The organism is Streptomyces sp. NPDC020490 (assembly GCF_044335305.1).
Lineage (GTDB): Bacteria > Actinomycetota > Actinomycetes > Streptomycetales > Streptomycetaceae > Streptomyces.
On sequence record NZ_JBIRUY010000013.1, the window covers coordinates 22,857 to 43,227 of the forward strand.

Below are 20,371 nucleotides of genomic sequence, written 5' to 3' on the forward strand. Positions count from 1 at the left end.
TAGGGGTGGGGGAACCGAGGGGGGACCGTGGAGCGGCGGGCACATCGAACCCCGTGACCGCCGCTCCACGGACAGGCCGGGCCGAAGCCCGCCCCACGGACGGGAGCCCGGCCGAAGGCCGCCGGCTCAGCCGAAGACGGCCAGGCTCTTGGCCTTGCCCCTCTGTTCCTCGACGAGCGCGAGGAACCGGCCCTCGGGGTCGAAGACGGCCACGGCTCCGGCGCCGGCGTACACGTCCGGCATCTCCAGGCGTACGCCGTTGAGGAGCAGCCGGGCCCGGCGGGTGTCCACGTCCCAGCGGGGGAACGCGGCGGCGGCCGCCTCGGCGATCGGCATCACGGTCAGCTCCTGCTGGAGCTGGTCCAGCGTCCTGGCGGCGTCCAGCTTGTACGGGCCGACGCGGGTGCGGCGCAGCGCCGTGAGGTGACCGCCGACGCCCAGGCCGGCGCCCAGGTCGCGGGCCAGGGCCCGGATGTAGGTGCCGGAGGAGCAGACCACCGACACGACCAGGTCGAGGACCGGGGTGCCGTCCTCGGCGACGGCGTCCCGGACGTCGTACACGGCGAAGGACGAGACGGTGACCGGGCGGGCCGGGATCTCGAAGTCCTCGCCGTCCCGGGCCCGCTTGTACGACCGCACGCCGTCGATCTTGATGGCGCTGACCTTGGACGGCACCTGCATGATGTCGCCGGTCAGCTTGGCGATCTGGGCGTCGACGGCGTCGCGGGTGACCTTGGAGGCGTCGGTGGACGCCGTGATCTCGCCCTCGGCGTCGTCGGTGACCGTGGTCTGGCCGAGCCGGATCGTGCCCAGGTACTCCTTCTCGGTCAGCGCCAGGTGGCCGAGGAGCTTGGTCGCCTTCTCGACGCCGAGGACCAGGACCCCCGTCGCCATCGGGTCGAGGGTGCCCGCGTGGCCGACGCGCCGGGTCCGGGCGATGCCGCGCATCTTGGCGACCACGTCGTGCGAAGTGAAGCCCGACGGCTTGTCGACGATGACGAGGCCGTCGGGCGTCCGGTTGTTCTGGGTCATTCGGCGGTGTCGTCCTCGTCCTCACCGGGCTTCTTGTACGGGTCCGCGCCGCCGGCGTACGCGGCGCCCGCGGACGCCTCGCGCACCTTGGCGTCGGACTCGCGCGCCCGGTCGAGGAGGTCCTCGATGGTCCGGGCGGTGTCCGGGAGCGCGTCCGCCACGAAGGTCAGGGTCGGGGTGAACTTCACGCCCGCCGCCGCGCCGACCGCCGAGCGGAGCACGCCCTTGGCGCTCTCCAGACCGGCGGCCGCGGCCTTGCGCTCCTCCTCGTCCCCGTACACCGTGTAGAAGACGGTCGCCTCCCGGAGGTCCCCGGTGACCCGGGTGTCCGTGATGGTGACGTGCGAGCCGAGCCGCGGGTCCTTGATCCCGCGCTGCAGCTTCTGGGCCACCACCTCTCGGATGAGGTCCGCCAGCCTCTTAGCCCGCGCGTTGTCGGCCACTGGTCGTCTCCCGTTCTTTCTTTCTCTGCGTTCTGTGGTCAGTCGTCGTCGCCGTGGAAGCGCCGTCTCACCGACAGCAGCTCCACCTCGGGGCGCCCGGCGACCAGCCGCTCGCACCGGTCCAGTACGTCGGTGACGTGGCCCGCGTCGCCTGCGACGACCGCCAGGCCGATGCCGGCCCTGCGGTACAGGTCCAGGTGGTCGACCTCGGCCGCGCTCACGGAGTACTTCCGCTGCAGCTCGGCGACGATCGGACGGACGACGGAGCGTTTCTCCTTCAGCGACCGTACGTCGCCGAGGAGCAGGTCGAAGGACAGAGTCCCCACATACATGTGTGCCCGGATGACCCGCCGGTACGGGATTGAGGGGCCCGCCGGACCACCGGCGGGAACATCAGCACCGTACAACGAACGGCCGGGGCCGATCGACGGAAATTACTCTCCGTCGACCGGCCCCGGACCGGACCGTCTCGGAAGGCCGGGCGCTTACGCGCGCGGCTTCTCCCGCATCTCGTACGTCGCGATGACGTCGTCGACCTTGATGTCGTTGAAGTTTCCGAGGTTGATACCGCCCTCGTAGCCTTCGCGGATCTCGGTGACGTCGTCCTTGAAGCGACGCAGGCCCTCGATGGTGAGGTTCTCCGCGACCACCTTGCCGTCGCGGATGAGGCGGGCCTTGGTGTTGCGGCGCACCTCGCCGGACCGGATGAGGACACCGGCGATGTTGCCCAGCTTGGACGACTTGAAGACCTCGCGGATCTCCGCCGTGCCGAGCTCGACCTCCTCGTACTCCGGCTTGAGCATGCCCTTGAGGGCCGCCTCGATCTCCTCGATCGCCTGGTAGATGACCGAGTAGTACCGGACGTCCACGCCCTCGCGCTCGGCCATCTGCGCCGCGCGGCCGGCCGCGCGGACGTTGAAGCCGATCACGATGGCGTCGGAGCCCATCGCCAGGTCGATGTCCGACTCCGTGACCGCACCGACGCCGCGGTGCAGGACCCGGATGTCGACCTCTTCGCCGACGTCCAGCTGGAGCAGGGAGGACTCGAGCGCCTCGACCGAACCGGAAGCGTCACCCTTGATGATCAGGTTCAGCTGCTGGACCTCGCCGGCCTTGAGCACCTTGTCCAGGTCCTCGAGGGACACGCGACGCGTGCGCTTGGCGAAGGCCGCGTTGCGCTCGCGGGCGGCGCGCTTCTCGGCGATCTGACGGGCCGTACGGTCCTCGTCGACCACCAGGAAGTTGTCACCCGCGCCCGGGACGTTGGTCAGGCCCAGGACCTGGACCGGCGTCGACGGGCCCGCCTCGGCGACGTTGTTGCCGTTGTCGTCGAGCATGGCGCGCACCCGGCCGTAGGCGTCGCCCACGACCATCGTGTCGCCGACCCGCAGCGTGCCGCGCTGGACGAGGACCGTCGCCACGGCACCGCGGCCGCGGTCGAGACGGGACTCGATCGAGATACCCTGCGCGTCCTGGTTCGGGTTGGCCCGCAGGTCGAGCGAGGCGTCGGCCGTGAGGATCACGGCCTCCAGCAGCGAGTCGATGTGCAGACCCTGCTTGGCGGAGATGTCGACGAACATGGTGTCGCCGCCGTACTCCTCGGCCACCAGGCCGTACTCGGTCAGCTGACCGCGCACCTTGGTCGGGTCCGCGCCCTCGACGTCGATCTTGTTGACCGCGACGACGATCGGGACGTCGGCCGCCTTGGCGTGGTTGAGCGCCTCGACCGTCTGCGGCATGACGCCGTCGTTGGCCGCGACGACCAGGATCGCGATGTCGGTCGACTTCGCACCGCGGGCACGCATGGCGGTGAACGCCTCGTGACCCGGGGTGTCGATGAAGGTGATCTTGCGCTCTTCGTCGTTGACCTCGGTCGCGACCTGGTAGGCACCGATGTGCTGGGTGATGCCGCCGGCCTCGCCCGCGATGACGTTCGTCTTGCGGATGGCGTCGAGCAGGCGGGTCTTGCCGTGGTCGACGTGACCCATGACGGTGACGACCGGCGGACGGACGACCAGGTCCTCCTCCGAGCCCTCGTCCTCGCCGAACTCGATGTCGAAGGACTCGAGCAGCTCGCGGTCCTCCTCCTCGGGGCTGACGATCTGAACCGTGTAGTTCATCTCGTCGGCGAGGAGCTGCAGCGTCTCGTCGGAGACGGACTGCGTGGCCGTGACCATCTCGCCCAGGTTCATCATCACCGCGACGAGCGACGCCGGGTTGGCGTTGATCTTCTCGGCGAAGTCGGTGAGCGACGCACCGCGCGACAGGCGAATGCTCTCGCCGTTGCCGCGAGGCAGCATCACGCCGCCGACCGACGGGGCCTGCATGGCCTCGTACTCCTGGCGCCTCTGCCGCTTCGACTTGCGGCCGCGGCGCGCGGGACCGCCGGGACGGCCGAAGGCGCCCTGCGTGCCACCGCGACCGCCCGGACCACCGGGACGACCGCCGAAGCCGGGACGGCCACCGCCGCCGGCGCCGGGACCACCCGGACGGCCGGCGAAGCCACCGCCGCCGCCACCGGGGCCGCCGGGGCGACCGGCGAAGCCGCCGCCACCACCGCCGCCGGGACGGCCGGCGAAGCCGCCGCCGCCCGGACGACCGGCACCGCCGGGACGACCGGCGCCGCCGGGACCGCGGCCGCCGGGGCCGCCGCCGGGACGCGGACCCGCAGCGGGACGCTGCGGCATCATGCCGGGGTTCGGACGCGGGCCGCCGGGGCCGCCGCCGGGACGCGGACCGCCCTGCGGACGGGGCATGCCGGCCGGCGTCGGACGCGGACCGCCCGGAGCCTGCGGACGCGGACCGCCGCCCTGGGCGCCACCGGGCGCCTGGGGCCGGGGACCGGCGCCGGGGGCACCGGGACCGCCCGGACGAGGCCCCTGCGGCCGGGGCGCCTGCGGGCGCGCCATGCCGGTGGAGCCACCGGAGGTGAAGGGGTTGTTGCCCGGGCGCGGACCGGCCGGGCGTCCACCCGGACGCGGGGCCTGACCGCCGGGACGCGGGGCGCCCTGACCGGGACGGCCCTGACCCTGGCCCTGACCGCCGGCCGGACGGCCGCCGGGCTTGGGGGCACCGGGACGGGCGCCGGGACGCGGGCCCTGGGAGGCCGGCGCGGACGGGGCCGGAGCCGGCGCCGACGGCGGAGCGGTGAACTCCGGCGTGGTGGGCGCGGCCGGAGCCGGACGAGGTGCGGGCCTGGGGCCCGGCGTCGGGCGCGGTCCCGGAGCCGGCGCGGGGGCCGACGGGGCCGCGGGCTGCTGAGCCGCGGCGGGCCTGGGCGCGGCCGGCGGCCTCGGGGCAGCCGGACGTTCACCCACTGGCCTAACGCCGTGGGAGGGACCCCCAGCCTGCGCCGGAGAGGGCGCGCCGGGCTTGGGGGCGGCCTTCCGGGGTGCGGGCCTGGCGCCGGACTTGCCGTTGCCGCTGCCCGCCTGGAAGGCGTCAGTCAGTTTGCGTACTACGGGCGCTTCGATGGTCGAAGACGCCGAACGGACGAATTCACCGAGTTCCTGGAGCTTGGCCATGACGACCTTGCTCTCGACACCGAACTCCTTGGCGAGTTCGTAGACCCGGACCTTAGCCACTTCGCTCCTTTGAGGTCCGGGTTGCGGCCGGACCGTCGCTAGTTCATGGGCGTACTCATCGCGTACTCATCGAGTGCTCATCGCAATCTCGACCTGCTTTCGACTCGCGAGGTACCAGGCCGCACGGGGTTCCGTGCGGCACGACTTACGGTGTTGCCCGATCGGCAACTGTCGACTGCTCGACGTATCGGCGCAACGCCTTTGTGTCGAGCGCTCCCGGGGCGCGCAGTGCCCGCGTGAACGCCCGGCGGCGTACCGCCTGGTCGAGACAGACCGAGGCGGGGTGCACATAGGCACCCCGGCCGGGCAGCGTACCGTGAGGATCGGGGACACACTCGTCCTCGATCGCCACGATGCGCAGTAGGTCGGCCTTGGCCGCTCGCTCCCGGCATCCCACACACGTGCGTTCAGGGCATGTTCGGGCGCGCGTCCGGCCAGACACTCTTAAGTCTACCTCCCCGTACCGACCTCACCCCTTTGGGGCTGAGATCGAACGTTGCTGCGCAGATAACTGTCGTGATCTAAGCGACCTGCGGCTTGGAACTATTCCCCGGTGGCCTGTTCGGTGTCCGGGCGGATGTCGATACGCCATCCGGTGAGCCGGGCGGCGAGCCGGGCGTTCTGCCCCTCCTTGCCGATGGCGAGGGACAGTTGGTAGTCCGGCACGGTGACCCGGGCGGACCTGGCGGCCATGTCCACGACCTCCACCTTGGAGACCCGGGCGGGTGACAGCGCGTTGGCGACCATCTCCGCGGGGTCGTCCGACCAGTCGACGATGTCGATCTTCTCGCCGTTCAGCTCGCCCATGACATTGCGCACACGTCCGCCCATCGGACCGATGCAGGCGCCCTTGGCGTTCAGGCCCGATCGGGTGGACCGGACGGCGATCTTCGTGCGGTGACCGGCCTCACGTGCGATCGCGGCGATCTCGACGGACCCGTCGGCGATCTCCGGCACCTCGAGCGCGAACAGCTTCTTCACCAGGTTCGGGTGCGTGCGGGAGAGCGTCACGGACGGGCCGCGGACGCCCTTCGCCACCCGGACGACGTACGACCTCAGGCGCGTGCCGTGCTGGTACGTCTCGCCGGGCACCTGCTCCTGCACCGGCAGGATGGCCTCCAGCTTGCCGATGTCCACGAGCACGTTCTTCGGGTCGCGGCCCTGCTGGACCACGCCGGTGACGATGTCGCCCTCGCGGCCGGCGTACTCGCCGAGCGTCGCGTCGTCCTCGGCGTCGCGCAGCCGCTGCAGGATCACCTGCTTGGCGGTGGTGGCGGCGATGCGGCCGAAACCGGACGGGGTGTCGTCGAACTCGCGGGGCTCCTGGCCCTCCTCGAGGTCCTCGGGGTCCTCCTTCGCCCACACGGTCACATGCCCGGTCTCCCGGTTGAGCTCCACGCGCGCGTGGCGGCGGCTTCCCTCGGTGCGGTGGTAGGCGATGAGGAGGGCCGACTCGATCGCCTCGACCAGCAGGTCGAAGGAGATCTCCTTCTCCCGTACCAAGCCCCGCAGGGCACTCATGTCGATGTCCACGGCTACGCCTCCTCTGCGTTCTCTTCGTGCTTGTCCTTGCGGCTGAATTCCACCTGCACGCGGGCCTTCTCGATCTCGGGGAAGGCGATCCTGCGCGTGGTGGCCCTGCGACCCTTGACCCCGGGCACCTCGAGGTCGAGTCCTTCGTCGTCGACCTGGAGGATTCTGGCGACCAGCTCGCCGCCCTCGGCCAGCTGGAACTTGACCAGCCGGTCGATCGCGCGGACGTAGTGCCGGTGTTCCGTGAGGAGGCGTTCCGCGCCCGGGGTGCCGACCTCGAGGGTGTACTCGCCCTCGCCCATCGCGTCCGTCTCGTCGAGCTTCGCCGAGAGCGCGCGGCTCACATCGGCGATCTGGTCCAGGTCGGCACCGGTGTCGGAGTCGACGACCACGCGCAGCACCCGCTTGCGTCCGACCGAGTCCACCGCGATCTCCTCGAGATCCAGGCCCTGGGAGCTGACGAGCGGTTCCAGGAGCTCTCGCAGCCTCTCGCTGTGGGTGGTGCTCATCCGGGTGACTCCTCGGCCGCGTGTGCTGTTGTGGGATGGGTCGCGTGTCTGGTCAAAGGGTATCGGGTCGCGGAGGGTGTTGCCGTCCACGCCGGCACGGGCGGACACCGGTGCCTGACGGCGGCGGGGGCGCGGGCGGTGCCGGTGCCCGGCGGCGGGCGGGGACGGGGGCGGGGTCGGTGCCCGGCGGCCGGCGGCCGGCGGCCGGCGGGGACGGGGCGGGGACGGTGCCGACGCACCCCGGCGGACACAGGCACGGCCGGTGCCGCCGGCACGCGCGGCGGACGGAGACACGGGCGATTCCCGCGCCTGACGGCGGGCGGAGGCGGGGACGGTGCCGACGCACCCCGGCGGACACAGGCACGGCCGGTGCCGCCGCCCGGCGGCGCGCGGAGGCAGGACCGGACCCGGCTACCGACGGCGCGCGGAGCCGCGGCCGGAGCCGGCGGCGCGCGGCGGACGGGACACGGCCGGCGCCGGTGCCTGGCGGCGGGCGGAGGCGCCCGAGGGGGCGCGGGGCGCGGCGGTGCCGGTGGCGCGCGGCCGGTGTCGGCGGCGCGCGGCGGGCGGAGACGGGGTCGGTGCCGGCGGCGCGCGGAGACAGGGCCAGGCGCCGGCGTCCGGAACGGACGGTGCCGGTGCCTGGCGGCGGGCGGGGGCGCGGGTACCGTGATCACGGCGGGCCGCCCTTCCCGCCCGTGTGTTCGTACGAGCCTCCGAGGACGTCTGCCGTGCCGTACCCCCCGCCGTCGCGCGCCCTGTCCGCGCCGCGCAGAAGATCCCTGCTCGCCTCGGCCGCCGGGGCGGCCCTGCTGGCGGGCTGCTCGTCCGGAGCCGGCCCGTCGGAGGAGAGCGGGGGCGGCCGTCCGTCGGCCGCCGAGCGGGCACGCGCGCGTGCGGCCCGGGACAGCGCGGGCCTGCTGGAGCGGTACGACGGTGTGATCGCCGCGTTCCCCGGGCTCGCGGAGCGGCTGGCACCGCTGCGGGCCGAGGTCGCGCGGCATGCGGAGGCGTTCGGGGGCAGGGGCGGGACGATGTCGCCGTCCCCCTCGGTCCCGCCGTCCGCCTCGGCCCCGTCGGCCACCGCCTCCGCGTCCGCGTCGGTGACCGCCTCCGCGTCGGCCGCCGCGCCCGCCGACGAGAAGTCCGCCCTCGCCGGGCTCGCCGCCGCGGAGCGCGCCCTGGCCGACCGCCGCACGGCCGCGCTCGACGGCCTGCCGGGCGAACTGGCACGCCTGCTCGCCTCGGTGGCGGCGGCGGGCGCCGCGCACGCGTACCTGCTGACGGAAGGCGCCCGGTGAGCGAGCAGAGGCGGTTGCAGGCCCTTCAGGCGGCGTTGGCGGCCGAGCACGCCGCCGTGTACGGGTACGGGGTGGTCGGCGGGCGGATCGGTGAGCGGCGCCGGGCGGAGGCCCGGTCCGCGTACGACGCCCACCGGGCCCGGCGGGACACGCTGGTGCGCGAGGTGCGCGACCTGGGCGGCACCCCGGCGGCCGCCGCGGCGGCGTACGCGCTGCCCTTCCCGGTGCCGGACTCGGCCGCGGCGGTGCGGCTGGCCGCCGAACTGGAGGACCGGGTGGCCGGGGTGTACTCCGACCTGGTGCGGGCGTCCGGAGGCGAGCTGCGGCGCGGTGCAGCCGAGGCGCTGCGCGAGGCGGCGGTGCGCGCGGTGCGCTGGCGCGGGGAGAGCGTAGCCTTCCCTGGTCTCGCCGAGCGGGCGGCCGACGCCGGCCCGTCGGCGACGCCGACGGCGTGACCGGGACTGGAAGGGGACGACTCGCGCATGGCCTTGGAACCCCCGCGACGCCTGGTCAGGGCGCTCGGTGAGAGCGCGCCGGGCGGTGACGACTGGCTGGAGCAGCTGCCCCGGGCGGTCCAACAGGCCGTTGCTCTGCGTGAGTTGACCGTCGAGCGGGTCCAGGTGCCGGGCGGGCGCAGCAGTCTGGTGGTGCTGGTGCGGCGGCCGGACGGCACCCCCGCCGTGCTCAAGCTGGCGCCGCCCCGGGCGCGTCCGGAGAGCGAGCGGGCCGCGCTGGCGCACTGGGACGGTCTGGGCGCCGTGCAGCTGCTGGAGCCGTTCGTGACCGAGGGCGTGCTGCTGCTGGAGCGGCTGCACCCGGACGTCTCGGTGCGGTCGCTGCCGGAGGCGAGGGCCCAGCTGGAGGCGGCGGGCACGCTGCGGCGGCTGTGGGTGGGGCCGCCCGCCGGACACTCCTTCGAGACGGTGGCCGAGCGGACCGGCCGGCAGGCGGAGGCGATGCGGGCGAGCGCGTCGGCGGCCCCCGAGCTGGCCCCGCTGGTCGACGCGGCGCTCGCGGCCCGCGAGGAACTGCTGGCGGCGCCGCCCGAGCAGCGTCTGCTGCACGGGACCTTCCGGCAGAGCAAGGTGCTCGCCGGGGAGCGGATGCCGTGGCTGGCGGTGGGCCCGGACCCGGTGGTCGGCGAGTGCGCCTTCGACCTGGCACGGCTGGTACGGGACCGGGTGGAGGACCTGATCGCCTCGCCGTCCGGGGCCACCACGACCCGGCGGCGCGTGAAGCGGCTCGCGGAGGCGCTGGAGGTCGACCGGGAGCGGCTGCGCGGCTGGACGCTGTTCAGGGCCGTGGAATCCGGCGTGCGGGCGCGCAGGGTCGGGCGGGAACGGGACGCCGAGCTGCTGCTGGAGTTCGCGAGCTGGCTCTGACCCCGGCCCACGCCGGCGCCGGGCCGGATGCGCGGTGCGGTGCGGTGCGGGGCCGGGAGCACGAGCACGCTGCCGACGCGCGCGACGAGAGGACGTCTGCCCGGTGGCCCGGTTGTCGCGGGAGACGGGGGTGGCGAGCACCGGCCCGGCCCGCGCGGCGCGCTCCGCACCGCCCGGCCGCGGCACCTGCTGCGCTGCTCAGCCACCGCCGACCAGCGCCACCGGGCCCGGGTCGCCCCCTGCGGCCGGGGCGGCCCCGGGCCGCCCGCCGGGGAACGGCGGCCCGGAAGTCCGCCGAAGGAAAGCCCCAAATCCCGCGGGGGAACCGACCGGAAACCCCGCTGGGGGCCGGCCCGGAACCCCGCAAGGGGAACGGCCCGAAACCCGCCGGGAAACGGACCGAAACCCGCCGGGAAACGGACCGAAACCCCACTGGGGCTGGCCGCAATCCCGCTGGGGGCCGGCCCGGAACCCCGCCAGGGAACGGCCCGAAACCCCTCCGGGGAAAGGCCCGGAACGTCTCCGGAGGAACGGTCCGTAAGGCCCCGCTCACGCGGTGAGGCGGGCGATGGCCTCCTCGACCGTCAGTTCCTCGCGCTCGCCGGTCTTACGGTCCTTCAGCTCCAGCACGCCCTCGGCGGAGCGGCGGCCCGCCACCAGGATCTTCGGTACGCCGATCAGCTCGGAGTCCGTGAACTTCACGCCCGGGGAGACCCCGGCCCGGTCGTCGACCAGGACGCGCAGGCCGGCGGCGCGCAGCCGCTCGGAGACGTCGAGCGCCAGCTCGATCTGCAGGGCCTTGCCCGCGGCCACCACGTGCACGTCGGCCGGGGCGACCTCCGCCGGCCAGCACAGGCCCTGCTCGTCGGCGGACTGCTCGGCGAGGGCGGCGACGGCGCGGGAGACGCCGATGCCGTAGGAACCCATGGTCACGCGGACCGGCTTGCCGTTCTGGCCGAGGACGTCGAGCTTGAGGGCGTCGGCGTACTTGCGGCCCAGCTGGAAGATGTGGCCGATCTCGATGGCGCGGTCCAGCTTCAGGCCGGTGCCGCACTTGGGGCACGGGTCGCCTTCCTGCACCACCACGACGTCGACGTACTCGTCGACCTCGAAGTCACGGCCGGCCACCACGTTCTTGGCGTGCAGGTCCGGCTTGTTGGCGCCGGTGATCCACGCGGTGCCCGGGGCGACCCGCGGGTCGGCGATGTACTTGGTCTTCTCCAGGCCCTGCGGGCCGACGTAGCCGCGTACCAGGTCCGGCCGGCCCGTGAAGTCCTCCTCGGTGACCATCTCGACGACGGCCGGGGCGAAGTGCGCCTCGACCTTGTCCAGGTCGACCTCGCGGTCGCCGGGGACGCCGACGGCGACGATCTCGCCGTCGACCTTCACCAGGAGGTTCTTCAGGGTGGCGGAGGCCGGGACGCCGAGGGAGGCGGCGAGGGTCTCGATGGTGGGGGTGTTCGGGGTCGGGATGTCCTCGGCGGCCGGCACGCCGGAGGCGTCCTGGGGGCGCAGCTCGTAGGTGATCGCCTCGGTGTTGGCCGCGAAGTCGCAGTTCGGGCAGTCCGCGAAGGTGTCCTCGCCGGCGTCGGCCGGGGCGAGGAACTCCTCCGACTTCGAGCCGCCCATCGCGCCGGCGGTCGCCGCGCAGATGCGGTAGTCGAGCCCGAGACGGTCGAAGACCCGGCGGTAGGCCTCGCGGTGCAGGGCGTACGACTGGGCGAGCCCCTCGTCGGTGAGGTCGAAGGAGTAGGAGTCCTTCATCAGGAACTCGCGGCCGCGCAGGATGCCGGCCCGCGGGCGGGCCTCGTCGCGGTACTTGTGCTGGATCTGGTAGAGGATCACCGGCAGGTCCTTGTAGGAGGACGCCTGGTCCTTCACCAGCAGCGTGAAGATCTCCTCGTGCGTCGGGCCGAGGAGGTAGTCGCCGCCCTTGCGGTCCTTCAGGCGGAACAGCTCGGCGCCGTACTCCTCCCAGCGGCCGGTCGCCTCGTACGGCTCCCGCGGCAGCAGGGCGGGCAGCAGCACCTCCTGCGCGCCGATGGCGTCCATCTCCTCGCGGACGATCCGCTCCACGTTGGCGAGGACCTTCCGGCCCAGCGGCAGCCAGCTCCAGACGCCGGCGGCGGTCCGGCGGACGTAACCGGCGCGGACGAGCAGCTTGTGGCTGAGCACCTCGGCGTCCGCCGGGTCGTCGCGCAGCGTCTTCGCCATCAACTGGGACATGCGCTGGACCGGTGTGTTCGCCATGGTTCTCGTACTCCTGCTGCGGCGTAAGGGTGATGCCTAGGAGGTTAGCCGGGCGGCCGGGGGCGGCGGAAATCGGTTGGGGCGGGCCGACGGGCCTACCGACGGCGGAGCAGGGGCAGGGGGGCGCCCATCACGGCGTAGGGCTTCGCGGCGCTCGGGAAGAGGACCTGGCGGGCCAGGTCCCGGTAGCCGAGGGAGCGGTAGAGGCCGCGCGCCGGGCTCTCGATGTCGATCGCGGACAGGATCGAGCGGGGCTCGGTGGCGCCGTCGGTGATCGTGGTGATGAGGGAGCGGCCGATGCCGCGGTTCTGGTAGCGCGGGTGGACGTGCAGCTCGGTGATCACGAAGGAGTCGTCGAGCCAGTCGTCGTGGCCCTGCGCCCGCAGGTACGGCTCGACGACGGTGGACCACCAGTGAGTGCGGTCGTTGGGCATGCCGTACACGAATCCGACGAGGTCGTTCCGGGCGGTGGTGGCGCCCAGGGCCCTCGCGCCGGGAAAGGTCATGTGGCGCAGGACGATCTGACGGCGTACGGCGACCTCTTCCGCGCCGAGTCCGAAGGCGACGGCCTGGACGGCGAGCGCTTCGTCGACCCGGGCCGGAAGGTCGAGCGGGCCGATCACCACGTCGTCGGGCTGGGAGTGACCGTGACCGGGAAAGCGCAGCATGCGGGGAGACTACAGGGCTCGTGACAGCGACGGGTCCCGGAGCCGGACCTGGGTCAGAACAGCACGCTCATGAACGCGCCGACCTCGCGGAAGCCCACTCTCCGGTACGTCCTGCGCGCGGCGGTGTTGAAGTCGTTGACGTAGAGGCTGACGACCGGCGCCACGTCGGCCAGCGCGTACCGCAGGACCGCCGCCATGCCGGGGGCCGCCAGGCCCTTCCCGCGGTACTCGGGGGCCACCCACACGCCCTGGATCTGGCAGGCCTGCGGCGTCGCCGCGCCGATCTCCGCCTTGAAGGCGACCTTGCCGTGCTCGTCGAGGCGGGCGAAGGAGCGGCCGGAGCCGACCAGTTCGGCGACCCGGGCCTGGTAGAGCAGCCCGCCGTCGCCGGCCAGCGGGGAGACGCCGACCTCCTCGGTGAACATCGCCACGCACGCCGGCATGATCGTGTCCATCTCGTCCTTGCGGATGCGGCGGACGTAGGGATCCGGGGCCATGTCGGCGGGCATGCGGTCGGTGACCATGAGGGGCTGGTGCCTGCGGACCTCGCGGGCCGGGCCCCAGCTCGGTTCGAGGAGGCGCCAGAGCTGGGCGGTGGGCTCGGCGGGGCCGACGATGGAGGAGCAGCGGCGGCCGGCCCGGCGGGCACGGTCGGCGAAGGCCCGCACGGCACGCGGGGTGGCGCAGATGGGGACGAGGTTGGCGCCGGCGTAGCACAGGGACGTGAGTATCCCGTCCTCGTAGAAGCCCCACATCTCGCCGCCGAGCCGCCACGGGTCGAGGCCGGCGACCTGGACGCGGGAGGTCACGAAGGCGTTCGCGACCGGCTCGCGGTCCAGGACGGCGAGCGCGGCGTCCAGGTCGCCCGGTTCGAGCACTCTGGAGGTGGTCTGCGTCAACACGTGCGGGGCCTCACCCTGAGGTTTCGCTGATCTCCGCACTGTACCTGGCGAATTTGTGGGGCGCCGCCCCGTGGGGCGGCACGGTGGGACGGGTGCGGCGGCCGTGGCCCCGGGGGCGTTCCACCAGGTCGGCCGCGCATGTGCCGTGGTCAGTCGGCGACCGACACCGAGGGCTCGCCGGAGGCGACGCCTTCGGCCTCCATCTGCTCCGCCAGCTTCATGGCCTCTTCGATCAGGGTCTCGACGATCTTCGACTCGGGGACCGTCTTGATGACCTCGCCCTTGACGAAGATCTGCCCCTTGCCGTTGCCGGAGGCGACACCCAGATCGGCCTCCCGCGCCTCACCGGGACCGTTGACCACACAGCCCATGACCGCCACCCGCAGCGGGACCTCCATACCGGTCAGCCCCGCCGTGACCTCCTCGGCCAGCTTGTACACGTCCACCTGGGCCCGGCCGCAGGACGGGCAGGAGACGATCTCCAGACCACGCTGCCGCAGGTTCAGCGACTCCAGGATCTGGATGCCGACCTTGATCTCCTCCACCGGCGGCGCGCTCAGCGACACCCGGATCGTGTCCCCGATCCCCTGCGACAGCAGCGCCCCGAACGCCACCGCCGACTTGATCGTGCCCTGGAACGCCGGGCCCGCCTCCGTCACGCCGAGGTGCAGCGGGTAGTCGCACTGCGCGGCGAGCTGCCGGTAGGCCTCGATCATCACCACCGGGTCGTTGTGCTTCACGGAGATCTTGATGTCCCGGAAGTCGTGCTCCTCGAACAGCGACGCCTCCCACAGCGCGCTCTCCACCAGCGCCTCCGGCGTCGCCTTCCCGTACTTCTGCAGCAGCCGCCGGTCCAGCGAACCCGCGTTCACCCCGATCCGGATCGGCGTGCCGTGGTCCTTCGCCGCCTTCGCGATCTCCCTGACCTTGTCGTCGAACTGCTTGATGTTGCCCGGGTTCACCCGCACCGCCGCACAGCCCGCCTCGATCGCCGCGAACACGTACTTCGGCTGGAAGTGGATGTCCGCGATCACCGGGATCTGCGACTTCCGCGCGATCGTCGCCAGCGCGTCCGCGTCGTCCTGCGTCGGACACGCCACCCGCACGATCTGGCACCCCGACGCCGTCAGCTCCGCGATCTGCTGGAGCGTGGCACCGATGTCGGAGGTACGCGTCGTCGTCATCGACTGCACCGACACCGGGGCGTCGCCGCCCACCGGCACGGAGCCGACCTGGATCTGCCGGCTCTTGCGGCGCTCGGCGAGCTTGGTCGGAACGGACGGCATGCCGAGAGAAATCGCAGTCATCTGCTGTGCAACCCCAAGTCGTGATCCAAGGTCCGGTCCCGTCAACACCGGGCTCCGGGCTCCGAGATTACGGCACCGGCGAGGCCCCGGGCACATCACGCCCGTGCCCCGCCCGACGCACGACGGCACATCACGCCCGGTGCCCAGCCCGACGCGCGACGGCACATCACGCTCCGCGCCGCCGCCCGACGCACGACGGCCCGGCACACAGCGTGCCGGGCCGTCGTGAACTCCCGATGGCTAGGAGATTCTGACCGGGTTGACGACGTCGGCCACCAGGACGAGCAGGGTGAAGCAGACGAAGATCCCCGCCACCACGTACGCCACCGGCATCAGCTTCGCCACGTCGAACGGTCCCGGGTCCGGGCGGCGCAGCAGCTTCGCCGTGTTGCGGCGCAGCGACTCCCACAGGGCCCCCGCGATGTGGCCGCCGTCCAGGGGCAGCAGCGGAAGCATGTTGAACAGGAACAGGGAGAGGTTGAAGCCGGCGACCAGCATGACGAACATCGCCAGTTGCTGGCTGGCCGGGATGTCGAGGGTGAAGATCTCACCGCCGACCCGGGCCGCGCCGACCACGCCCATCGGGGAGTCCGCCGCGCGCTTGCCGTCGCCGAAGGCCGCGTCCCACAGGCCGGGGATCTTGGCGGGCAGGCTCGCGATGGAGTCGACGGCGTCCCCGACCCGGTCGCCCATCCAGGTCAGCGACTCGCCGAAGTCCTGCCGGACGATGCCGCTGGCGGCGCTGAAGCCGAGGAAGCCGGCGGTGACGTACTTGCCCTGGACGATCTGGCCGCTGGAGTCCTTCTTGGCGACCTGGTTGCTGGCGATCTTCGCGTGCAGGGTGATCTCCGCGCCCTTGCGCTCGACGACGATCGGCACGTTCCTGCCGGGGTTGGCGCGGATCAGGTCCGACAGCTGGTTCCAGTCGTCGGTCCGGACGCCGTCGAAGGAGACGATCTTGTCGCCCGCCTTCAGGCCGGCCGCCGCCGCCGGGGAGGCGGGGTCGCTCTTCTTGCAGGTGTCGCGGTTCTCGCTCTGCGCGATGACGCACTGGGACACCGAGCTGACGGTGGTGGTCTGCTGCGAGATGCCGAAGCCCATCAGGACGGTGAGGAACAGCGCCACCGCCAGGATCAGGTTCATGAAGGGGCCCGCGAACATCACGATGACCCGCTTCCAGGGGGCGCGGGTGTAGAAGAGGCGGGTCTCGTCGCCCGGCCGCAGCTCTTCGAAGGCCGCCGAGCGGGCGTCCTCTATCATGCCGCGCCAGGGCGAGGTGGAGCGGGCTTCGAGCCGGCCGTCGGGGCCGGGCGGGAACATGCCGATCATGCGGATGTACCCGCCGAACGGGACTGCCTTGATCCCGTACTCGGTCTCGCCCTTCTTGCGCGACCAGATGGTCGGGCCGAAGCCGACCATGTACTGCGGCACGCGGATGCCGAAGAGCTTGGCCGTGGACAGGTGCCCCAGCTCGTGCCACGCGATCGAGACCAGCAGGCCGAACGCGAAGACCACTATGCCGAGGAAGAACATCAGGGTCGTCATGCACCGGCCTCCGCCGTCTGTGCCGCCAGTTCCCGGGCCCGGGTCCGGGCCCAGGTTTCCGCTTCGAGGACGTCCGACACGGTGAGTGAGGTTCCCGTGCGCGGGGTGCCGTGCTCCTCGACCACCCGGGTGACGGTCTCCATGATCCCGTTGAACGGCAGCGCGCCGCCGCGGAACGCCTCCACGCACTCCTCGTTGGCCGCATTGAACACCGCCGGGGCGGTGCCCGCGAGCTCGCCCACGTGCCGGGCGAGGTTCACCGACGGGAACGCGTCGTTGTCGAGCGGGAAGAACTCCCACGTCGAGGCCTTGCTCCAGTCGAAGGCGGGCGCCGCGTCGGGGACGCGCTCGGGCCAGCCGAGACCGATGGCGATCGGCCCCCGCATGTCGGGGGGCGTCGCCTGGGCCATCGTGGATCCGTCCGTGAACTCGACCATCGAGTGGACATACGACTGCGGGTGCACGACCACCTCAATCCGATCGAAGGGAATGTCGTACAGCAGGTGCGCCTCGATGACCTCCAGGCCCTTGTTCACCAGGGTCGCGGAGTTGATCGTGATGACCGGTCCCATGGCCCAGGTGGGGTGGGCGAGGGCGTCCTCGACGGTGACGTGGGCCAGTTGCTCCTTGGTGCGGCCGCGGAAGGGGCCGCCGGAGGCCGTGACGACGAGCTTGCGGACGTCCGCGCGGGTGCCGGCCGCCAGCGCCTGGAAGAGGGCGGCGTGCTCGGAGTCGACCGGGATGATCTGCCCGGGCTTGGCGAGGGCCTTGACCAGCGGGCCGCCGACGATGAGCGACTCCTTGTTGGCGAGCGCGAGGGTGCGGCCCGCCTCCAGGGCGGCGAGGGTGGGGGCCAGGCCGATCGAGCCGGTGATGCCGTTGAGCACGGTGTGGCAGTCGGAGGCGGCGACCTGGGCGGCCGCGTCGGGTCCGGCGAGTATCTCGGGGAGCGGCTCCCCCGCGCCGTAGCGGGCGGCGAGCGCCTCGCGCAGGGCCGGTACGACGTCCTCGCGGGCCACCGCGACGGTCCGCGCCCTGAGCCGGTGCGCCTGCTCGGCGAGGAGGGCCACCCGGCCGCCGTTGGCGGACAGGGCGGTGACCCGGAAGCGGTCGGGGTTGCGCAGTACGAGGTCGATGGCCTGGGTGCCGATCGAGCCGGTGGAGCCGAGGATCACCACGTCCTTCGGGCCGTCGCCCGCTACGGGGTCGTAGACGAGGTGGGGATCGGCGAGTGGGGCTGGACTGTCGCTCATCCCCCCATTGTTGCCGAGGCGGGCCCCGAGAAGGACAGGGCGTCCCTCGCGCGGGCGGGTTGTCGCGCACTGCGCGGATCGGAGCGAAAACGCCCTTTGTGAAACCCACGTGAAGATCATGTGATAACACTTCTTCACCGGCCGTGGACGACCGGCCGGCAGACGAAGACCCTGGGGGGAATTCCATGCGGACACGCGCCGCCCTGCCCGCGCTCGCGGGCGCCGCGCTGCTCACCGGCACGCTGCTCAGCTCTCCGGCCGAGGCGGCCGGGAGCGTCCACATCTACGAGGTGTACTACGACAGCCCGGGCTCGGACACCGGCTCCAACACGAGCCTCAACGCCGAGTGGGTCAAGATCAAGAACTCCACGTCGTCGACGGTCTCCCTGAAGAACTGGAAGATCAAGGACGCGACGGGCCACACGTACACCTTCGGCGACGTGAAGATCGGCCCGGGCAGCAGCAAGAAGGTGCACACCGGCAAGGGCACCAACACCGGGACCGACAAGTACTGGGGCCGTGCCTGGTACGTGTGGAACAACACCGGCGACACCGCGAAGCTCTACCGGGCCGGCGGCACGAAGGCCGACTCGTGCACCTGGTCGTCGCGGGGCAGCGGCTACAAGTACTGCTGAGCCGCCGCCCCGCCCGGCCTCACCGGATGGGCCGGTGCACGTTCTCCTTCTTCGCCGGTCCGGGAGACGCGTCGGCGATCCACGGGCCCTCGCCCGACGGGTCGACGACGCCCTCCTCCAGCCACGTGTACGTGCCGGACATGACGCCCTTGACGACCCGGCGGTCGATGTCGTCGGTGTTGGTCCACAGCCGGCCGAAGAGTTCCTCGACACGGACCCGGGACTGGCGGCAGAAGGCGTCGGCGAGCTGGTAGGCCTCGCGGCCGTGGTCGCCCTCGCTGCGCAGGAGTTCGGCCCGGACGCAGGAGGCGCTCATCGCGAACAGCTCCGCGCCGATGTCGACGACGCGGCCCAGGAAGCCCTGCTTGGTCTCCATCCGGCCCTGCCAGCGGGACATGCCGTAGAAGGTGGAGCGGGCCAGCCTGCGGGCGCTGCGCTCGACGTAGCGCAGGTGCCGGGAGAGGTCGACCCCGTGCCGGAACTCGGCGTAGGCGCCGGGGAGCTGCCCCGGGCCTGCGACCAGTTTCGGCAGCCACTTCGCGTAGAAGGCGCCGGCGTTCGCGCCCGCCTTCGCCTTGTCCGACAGGGACTTCTCGGGGTCGATCAGGTCGCCGGCGACCGACAGGTGGGCGTCGACCGCCTCGCGCGCGATGAGCAGGTGCATGATCTCGGTCGAGCCCTCGAAGATGCGGTTGATGCGCAGGTCGCGCAGCAACTGCTCGGCGGGCACGGCGCGCTCCCCGCGGGCGGCGAGGGAGGCGGCGGTCTCGAAGCCGCGTCCGCCGCGGATCTGGACGAGTTCGTCGGCCATGCGGTAGGCCATCTCGCTGGCGTACAGCTTGGCGAGGGCGGACTCGATGCGGATGTCCTTGCGGTTCTCGTCGGCCATCTGCGAGGACAGGTCGACGACCGCCTCCAGGGCGAACGTGGTCGCGGCGATGAAGGAGATCTTGGAGCCGACGGCCTCGTGCTCGGCGATGCGCCTGCCCCACTGCGCGCGGGCGTCGGTCCACTCGCGGGCGATCTTCAGACACCACTTGCCGGCGCCCGCGCACATCGCCGGCAGCGAGAGCCGGCCGGTGTTGAGCGTGGTCAGGGCGATCTTCAGGCCGGCGCCCTCGGGACCGATGCGGTTCGCGGCGGGGACCCGGACCTGGTGGAAGCGGGTGACGCCGTTCTCGATGCCGCGCAGGCCCATGAAGGCGTTGCGGTTCTCGACGGTGATGCCGGGCGACGACGCCTCCACGATGAAGGTGCTGATGCCGCCGGGGTGGCCCTCGGACTTCGGGACCTTGGCCATGACGACGAGGAGGTCGGCGACCACGCCGTTGGTGGTCCACAGTTTCACGCCGTCGATGACGTAGTCGTCGCCGTCGGGGACCGCGACGGTGGCCAGGCGGGCCGGGTCGGAGCCGACGTCGGGCTCGGTGAGCAGGAAGGCGGAGATGTCGGTGCGGGCGCAGCGCGGCAGGAAGATCTCCTTCTGCTCGTCGGTGCCGGCGAGCTTCAGGGGCTGGGGTGCGCCGATGGACTGGTGGGCGGAGAGCAGGGTCGCGATGGCGGGGCTGGCGGAGCCGACCAGGGCGAGGGCCTTGTTGTAGTACACCTGGGTGAGGCCGAGGCCGCCGTACTTGGTGTCGATCTTCATGCCGAAGGCGCCGATCTCCTTCAGGCCGCTCACGACCTCGTCGGGGATCTGTGCCTCGCGCTCGATCAGGGCGCCGTCGATCTTCGTCTCGGTGAAGTCGCGCAGCTTGGCGAGGAACTCCTCGCCGCGCTGGGCGGCCTCGTCGGCGGGCCGTGGGTGGGGGTGGATGAGATCGAGGCGGAAGCGGCCGAGGAACAGTTCCTTGGCGAAGCTGGGCTTGCGCCAGTCCTGCTCCCGGGCTTCCTCCGCCACCTGCCGGGCCTCACGTTCCGTGACGTTCGGCCGGGGTGGTGTTGGTGCGGACATCGAGGCTCACCTCGCCGCGAATTGGGGATCTTGGTCCGTTTTGGTTACCGACGGGTTCTACGCGATCGTATGT

At 72.4% G+C, this 20,371-nt stretch carries 18 protein-coding genes; 4 read left to right on the forward strand and 14 right to left on the reverse strand.

The genetic code is table 11. From position 1 onward, the window contains the following. Positions 1-126: 126 nt before the first annotated feature. The 7 genes from truB to rimP all read right to left on the reverse strand — a co-directional run bounded on the left by truB (position 127) and on the right by rimP (position 7,101). Positions 127-1,032, reverse strand: coding sequence for a tRNA pseudouridine(55) synthase TruB (gene truB / locus ACH4ZX_RS15820; RefSeq protein ID WP_398272488.1), 906 nt, complete (start codon positions 1,030-1,032; stop codon positions 127-129). Continuing rightward, positions 1,029-1,475 carry a 30S ribosome-binding factor RbfA gene (gene rbfA, locus ACH4ZX_RS15825; RefSeq protein WP_324790264.1) on the reverse strand — a complete coding sequence of 149 codons (447 nt, stop codon included), beginning with the start codon at positions 1,473-1,475 and terminating at the stop codon, positions 1,029-1,031. Before rbfA ends, truB begins: the two co-directional genes overlap by 4 nt. 38 nt (positions 1,476-1,513) lie before the next feature. Continuing rightward, positions 1,514-1,807, reverse strand: a complete 294-nt coding sequence (locus ACH4ZX_RS15830) for a DUF503 domain-containing protein (RefSeq protein ID WP_324790263.1) — start codon at positions 1,805-1,807, stop codon at positions 1,514-1,516. A gap of 153 nt (positions 1,808-1,960) precedes the next feature. Further along, positions 1,961-5,059: a translation initiation factor IF-2 gene (gene infB / locus ACH4ZX_RS15835; protein WP_398272490.1), complete on the reverse strand. Its 3,099-nt coding sequence runs from the start codon at positions 5,057-5,059 to the stop codon at positions 1,961-1,963. 145 nt (positions 5,060-5,204) lie between these two features. Further along, positions 5,205-5,501 (reverse strand): YlxR family protein, encoded by a 297-nt coding sequence (locus tag ACH4ZX_RS15840; protein WP_398272492.1) that lies wholly within the window; start codon positions 5,499-5,501, stop codon positions 5,205-5,207. 101 nt (positions 5,502-5,602) lie between these two features. Beyond that, positions 5,603-6,592, reverse strand: a complete 990-nt coding sequence (gene nusA, locus ACH4ZX_RS15845; RefSeq protein WP_351897543.1) for a transcription termination factor NusA — start codon at positions 6,590-6,592, stop codon at positions 5,603-5,605. Between the two features lie 2 nt (positions 6,593-6,594). After that, complete coding sequence (gene rimP / locus ACH4ZX_RS15850) at positions 6,595-7,101, reverse strand: ribosome maturation factor RimP (protein ID WP_398272494.1); 507 nt, start codon at positions 7,099-7,101, stop codon at positions 6,595-6,597. Positions 7,102-7,832: 731 nt separating this feature from the next. Here rimP and ACH4ZX_RS15855 point away from each other — a divergent pair. The 3 genes from ACH4ZX_RS15855 to ACH4ZX_RS15865 are packed head-to-tail and all read left to right on the forward strand — an operon-like array spanning position 7,833 to position 9,784. Next, positions 7,833-8,402 (forward strand): hypothetical protein, encoded by a 570-nt coding sequence (locus ACH4ZX_RS15855; RefSeq protein ID WP_398272496.1) that lies wholly within the window; start codon positions 7,833-7,835, stop codon positions 8,400-8,402. Continuing rightward, entirely contained in the window at positions 8,399-8,857 is a 459-nt protein-coding gene (locus ACH4ZX_RS15860) for a ferritin-like domain-containing protein (protein WP_360758502.1), read from the forward strand. The genes ACH4ZX_RS15855 and ACH4ZX_RS15860 overlap by 4 nt, the downstream gene beginning before the upstream one ends. A gap of 27 nt (positions 8,858-8,884) precedes the next feature. Continuing rightward, a complete protein-coding gene (locus ACH4ZX_RS15865) occupies positions 8,885-9,784 on the forward strand; it encodes an aminoglycoside phosphotransferase family protein (RefSeq protein ID WP_398272498.1) in 900 nt (299 codons plus the stop codon). 549 nt (positions 9,785-10,333) lie between these two features. On the opposite strand, the gene ACH4ZX_RS15870 is transcribed toward ACH4ZX_RS15865, so the two are convergent. The 6 genes from ACH4ZX_RS15870 to dxr form a co-directional block, all read right to left on the reverse strand. Then, positions 10,334-12,034, reverse strand: a complete 1,701-nt coding sequence (locus ACH4ZX_RS15870) for a proline--tRNA ligase (RefSeq protein WP_398272500.1) — start codon at positions 12,032-12,034, stop codon at positions 10,334-10,336. Between the two features lie 95 nt (positions 12,035-12,129). Beyond that, positions 12,130-12,702, reverse strand: a complete 573-nt coding sequence (locus ACH4ZX_RS15875; protein ID WP_398272502.1) for a GNAT family N-acetyltransferase — start codon at positions 12,700-12,702, stop codon at positions 12,130-12,132. A 53-nt stretch (positions 12,703-12,755) separates the two neighbouring features. Further along, on the reverse strand, positions 12,756-13,604 hold the full coding sequence (locus ACH4ZX_RS15880) for a GNAT family N-acetyltransferase (RefSeq protein WP_398272504.1): 849 nt from the start codon (positions 13,602-13,604) through the stop codon (positions 12,756-12,758). A gap of 149 nt (positions 13,605-13,753) precedes the next feature. Continuing rightward, entirely contained in the window at positions 13,754-14,911 is a 1,158-nt protein-coding gene (gene ispG / locus ACH4ZX_RS15885) for a flavodoxin-dependent (E)-4-hydroxy-3-methylbut-2-enyl-diphosphate synthase (protein WP_398272506.1), read from the reverse strand. A gap of 240 nt (positions 14,912-15,151) precedes the next feature. Next, a complete protein-coding gene (locus tag ACH4ZX_RS15890; RefSeq protein ID WP_398272730.1) occupies positions 15,152-16,444 on the reverse strand; it encodes a M50 family metallopeptidase in 1,293 nt (430 codons plus the stop codon). An 8-nt stretch (positions 16,445-16,452) separates the two neighbouring features. Beyond that, the gene (gene dxr / locus ACH4ZX_RS15895) at positions 16,453-17,709 is read right to left on the reverse strand and encodes a 1-deoxy-D-xylulose-5-phosphate reductoisomerase (protein WP_398272508.1); all 1,257 of its coding nucleotides are present in this window, start codon (positions 17,707-17,709) and stop codon (positions 16,453-16,455) included. 185 nt (positions 17,710-17,894) lie between these two features. Between dxr and ACH4ZX_RS15900 the strand changes: the two genes are divergently transcribed. Next, entirely contained in the window at positions 17,895-18,344 is a 450-nt protein-coding gene (locus ACH4ZX_RS15900; RefSeq protein WP_398272510.1) for a lamin tail domain-containing protein, read from the forward strand. A gap of 19 nt (positions 18,345-18,363) precedes the next feature. Here ACH4ZX_RS15900 and ACH4ZX_RS15905 read toward each other — a convergent pair whose 3' ends face one another. Next, positions 18,364-20,298, reverse strand: coding sequence for an acyl-CoA dehydrogenase family protein (locus ACH4ZX_RS15905; protein WP_398272511.1), 1,935 nt, complete (start codon positions 20,296-20,298; stop codon positions 18,364-18,366). Positions 20,299-20,371 lie beyond the last annotated feature (73 nt).

Bases quoted from the DNA above. Each gene is read 5' to 3' on its own strand.
- rimP (WP_398272494.1), bottom strand. From the start codon at position 7,101: ATGAGCACCACCCACAGCGAGAGGCTGCGAGAGCTCCTGGAACCGCTC.
- ACH4ZX_RS15875 (WP_398272502.1), bottom strand. From the start codon at position 12,702: ATGCTGCGCTTTCCCGGTCACGGTCACTCCCAGCCCGACGACGTGGTG.
- dxr (WP_398272508.1), bottom strand. From the start codon at position 17,709: ATGAGCGACAGTCCAGCCCCACTCGCCGATCCCCACCTCGTCTACGAC.
- ACH4ZX_RS15890 (WP_398272730.1), bottom strand. From the start codon at position 16,444: ATGTTCTTCCTCGGCATAGTGGTCTTCGCGTTCGGCCTGCTGGTCTCG.
- ACH4ZX_RS15830 (WP_324790263.1), bottom strand. From the start codon at position 1,807: ATGTATGTGGGGACTCTGTCCTTCGACCTGCTCCTCGGCGACGTACGG.
- ACH4ZX_RS15865 (WP_398272498.1), top strand. From the start codon at position 8,885: ATGGCCTTGGAACCCCCGCGACGCCTGGTCAGGGCGCTCGGTGAGAGC.
- truB (WP_398272488.1), bottom strand. From the start codon at position 1,032: ATGACCCAGAACAACCGGACGCCCGACGGCCTCGTCATCGTCGACAAG.
- ispG (WP_398272506.1), bottom strand. From the start codon at position 14,911: ATGACTGCGATTTCTCTCGGCATGCCGTCCGTTCCGACCAAGCTCGCC.
- ACH4ZX_RS15905 (WP_398272511.1), bottom strand. From the start codon at position 20,298: ATGTCCGCACCAACACCACCCCGGCCGAACGTCACGGAACGTGAGGCC.
- ACH4ZX_RS15900 (WP_398272510.1), top strand. From the start codon at position 17,895: ATGCGGACACGCGCCGCCCTGCCCGCGCTCGCGGGCGCCGCGCTGCTC.
- ACH4ZX_RS15870 (WP_398272500.1), bottom strand. From the start codon at position 12,034: ATGGCGAACACACCGGTCCAGCGCATGTCCCAGTTGATGGCGAAGACG.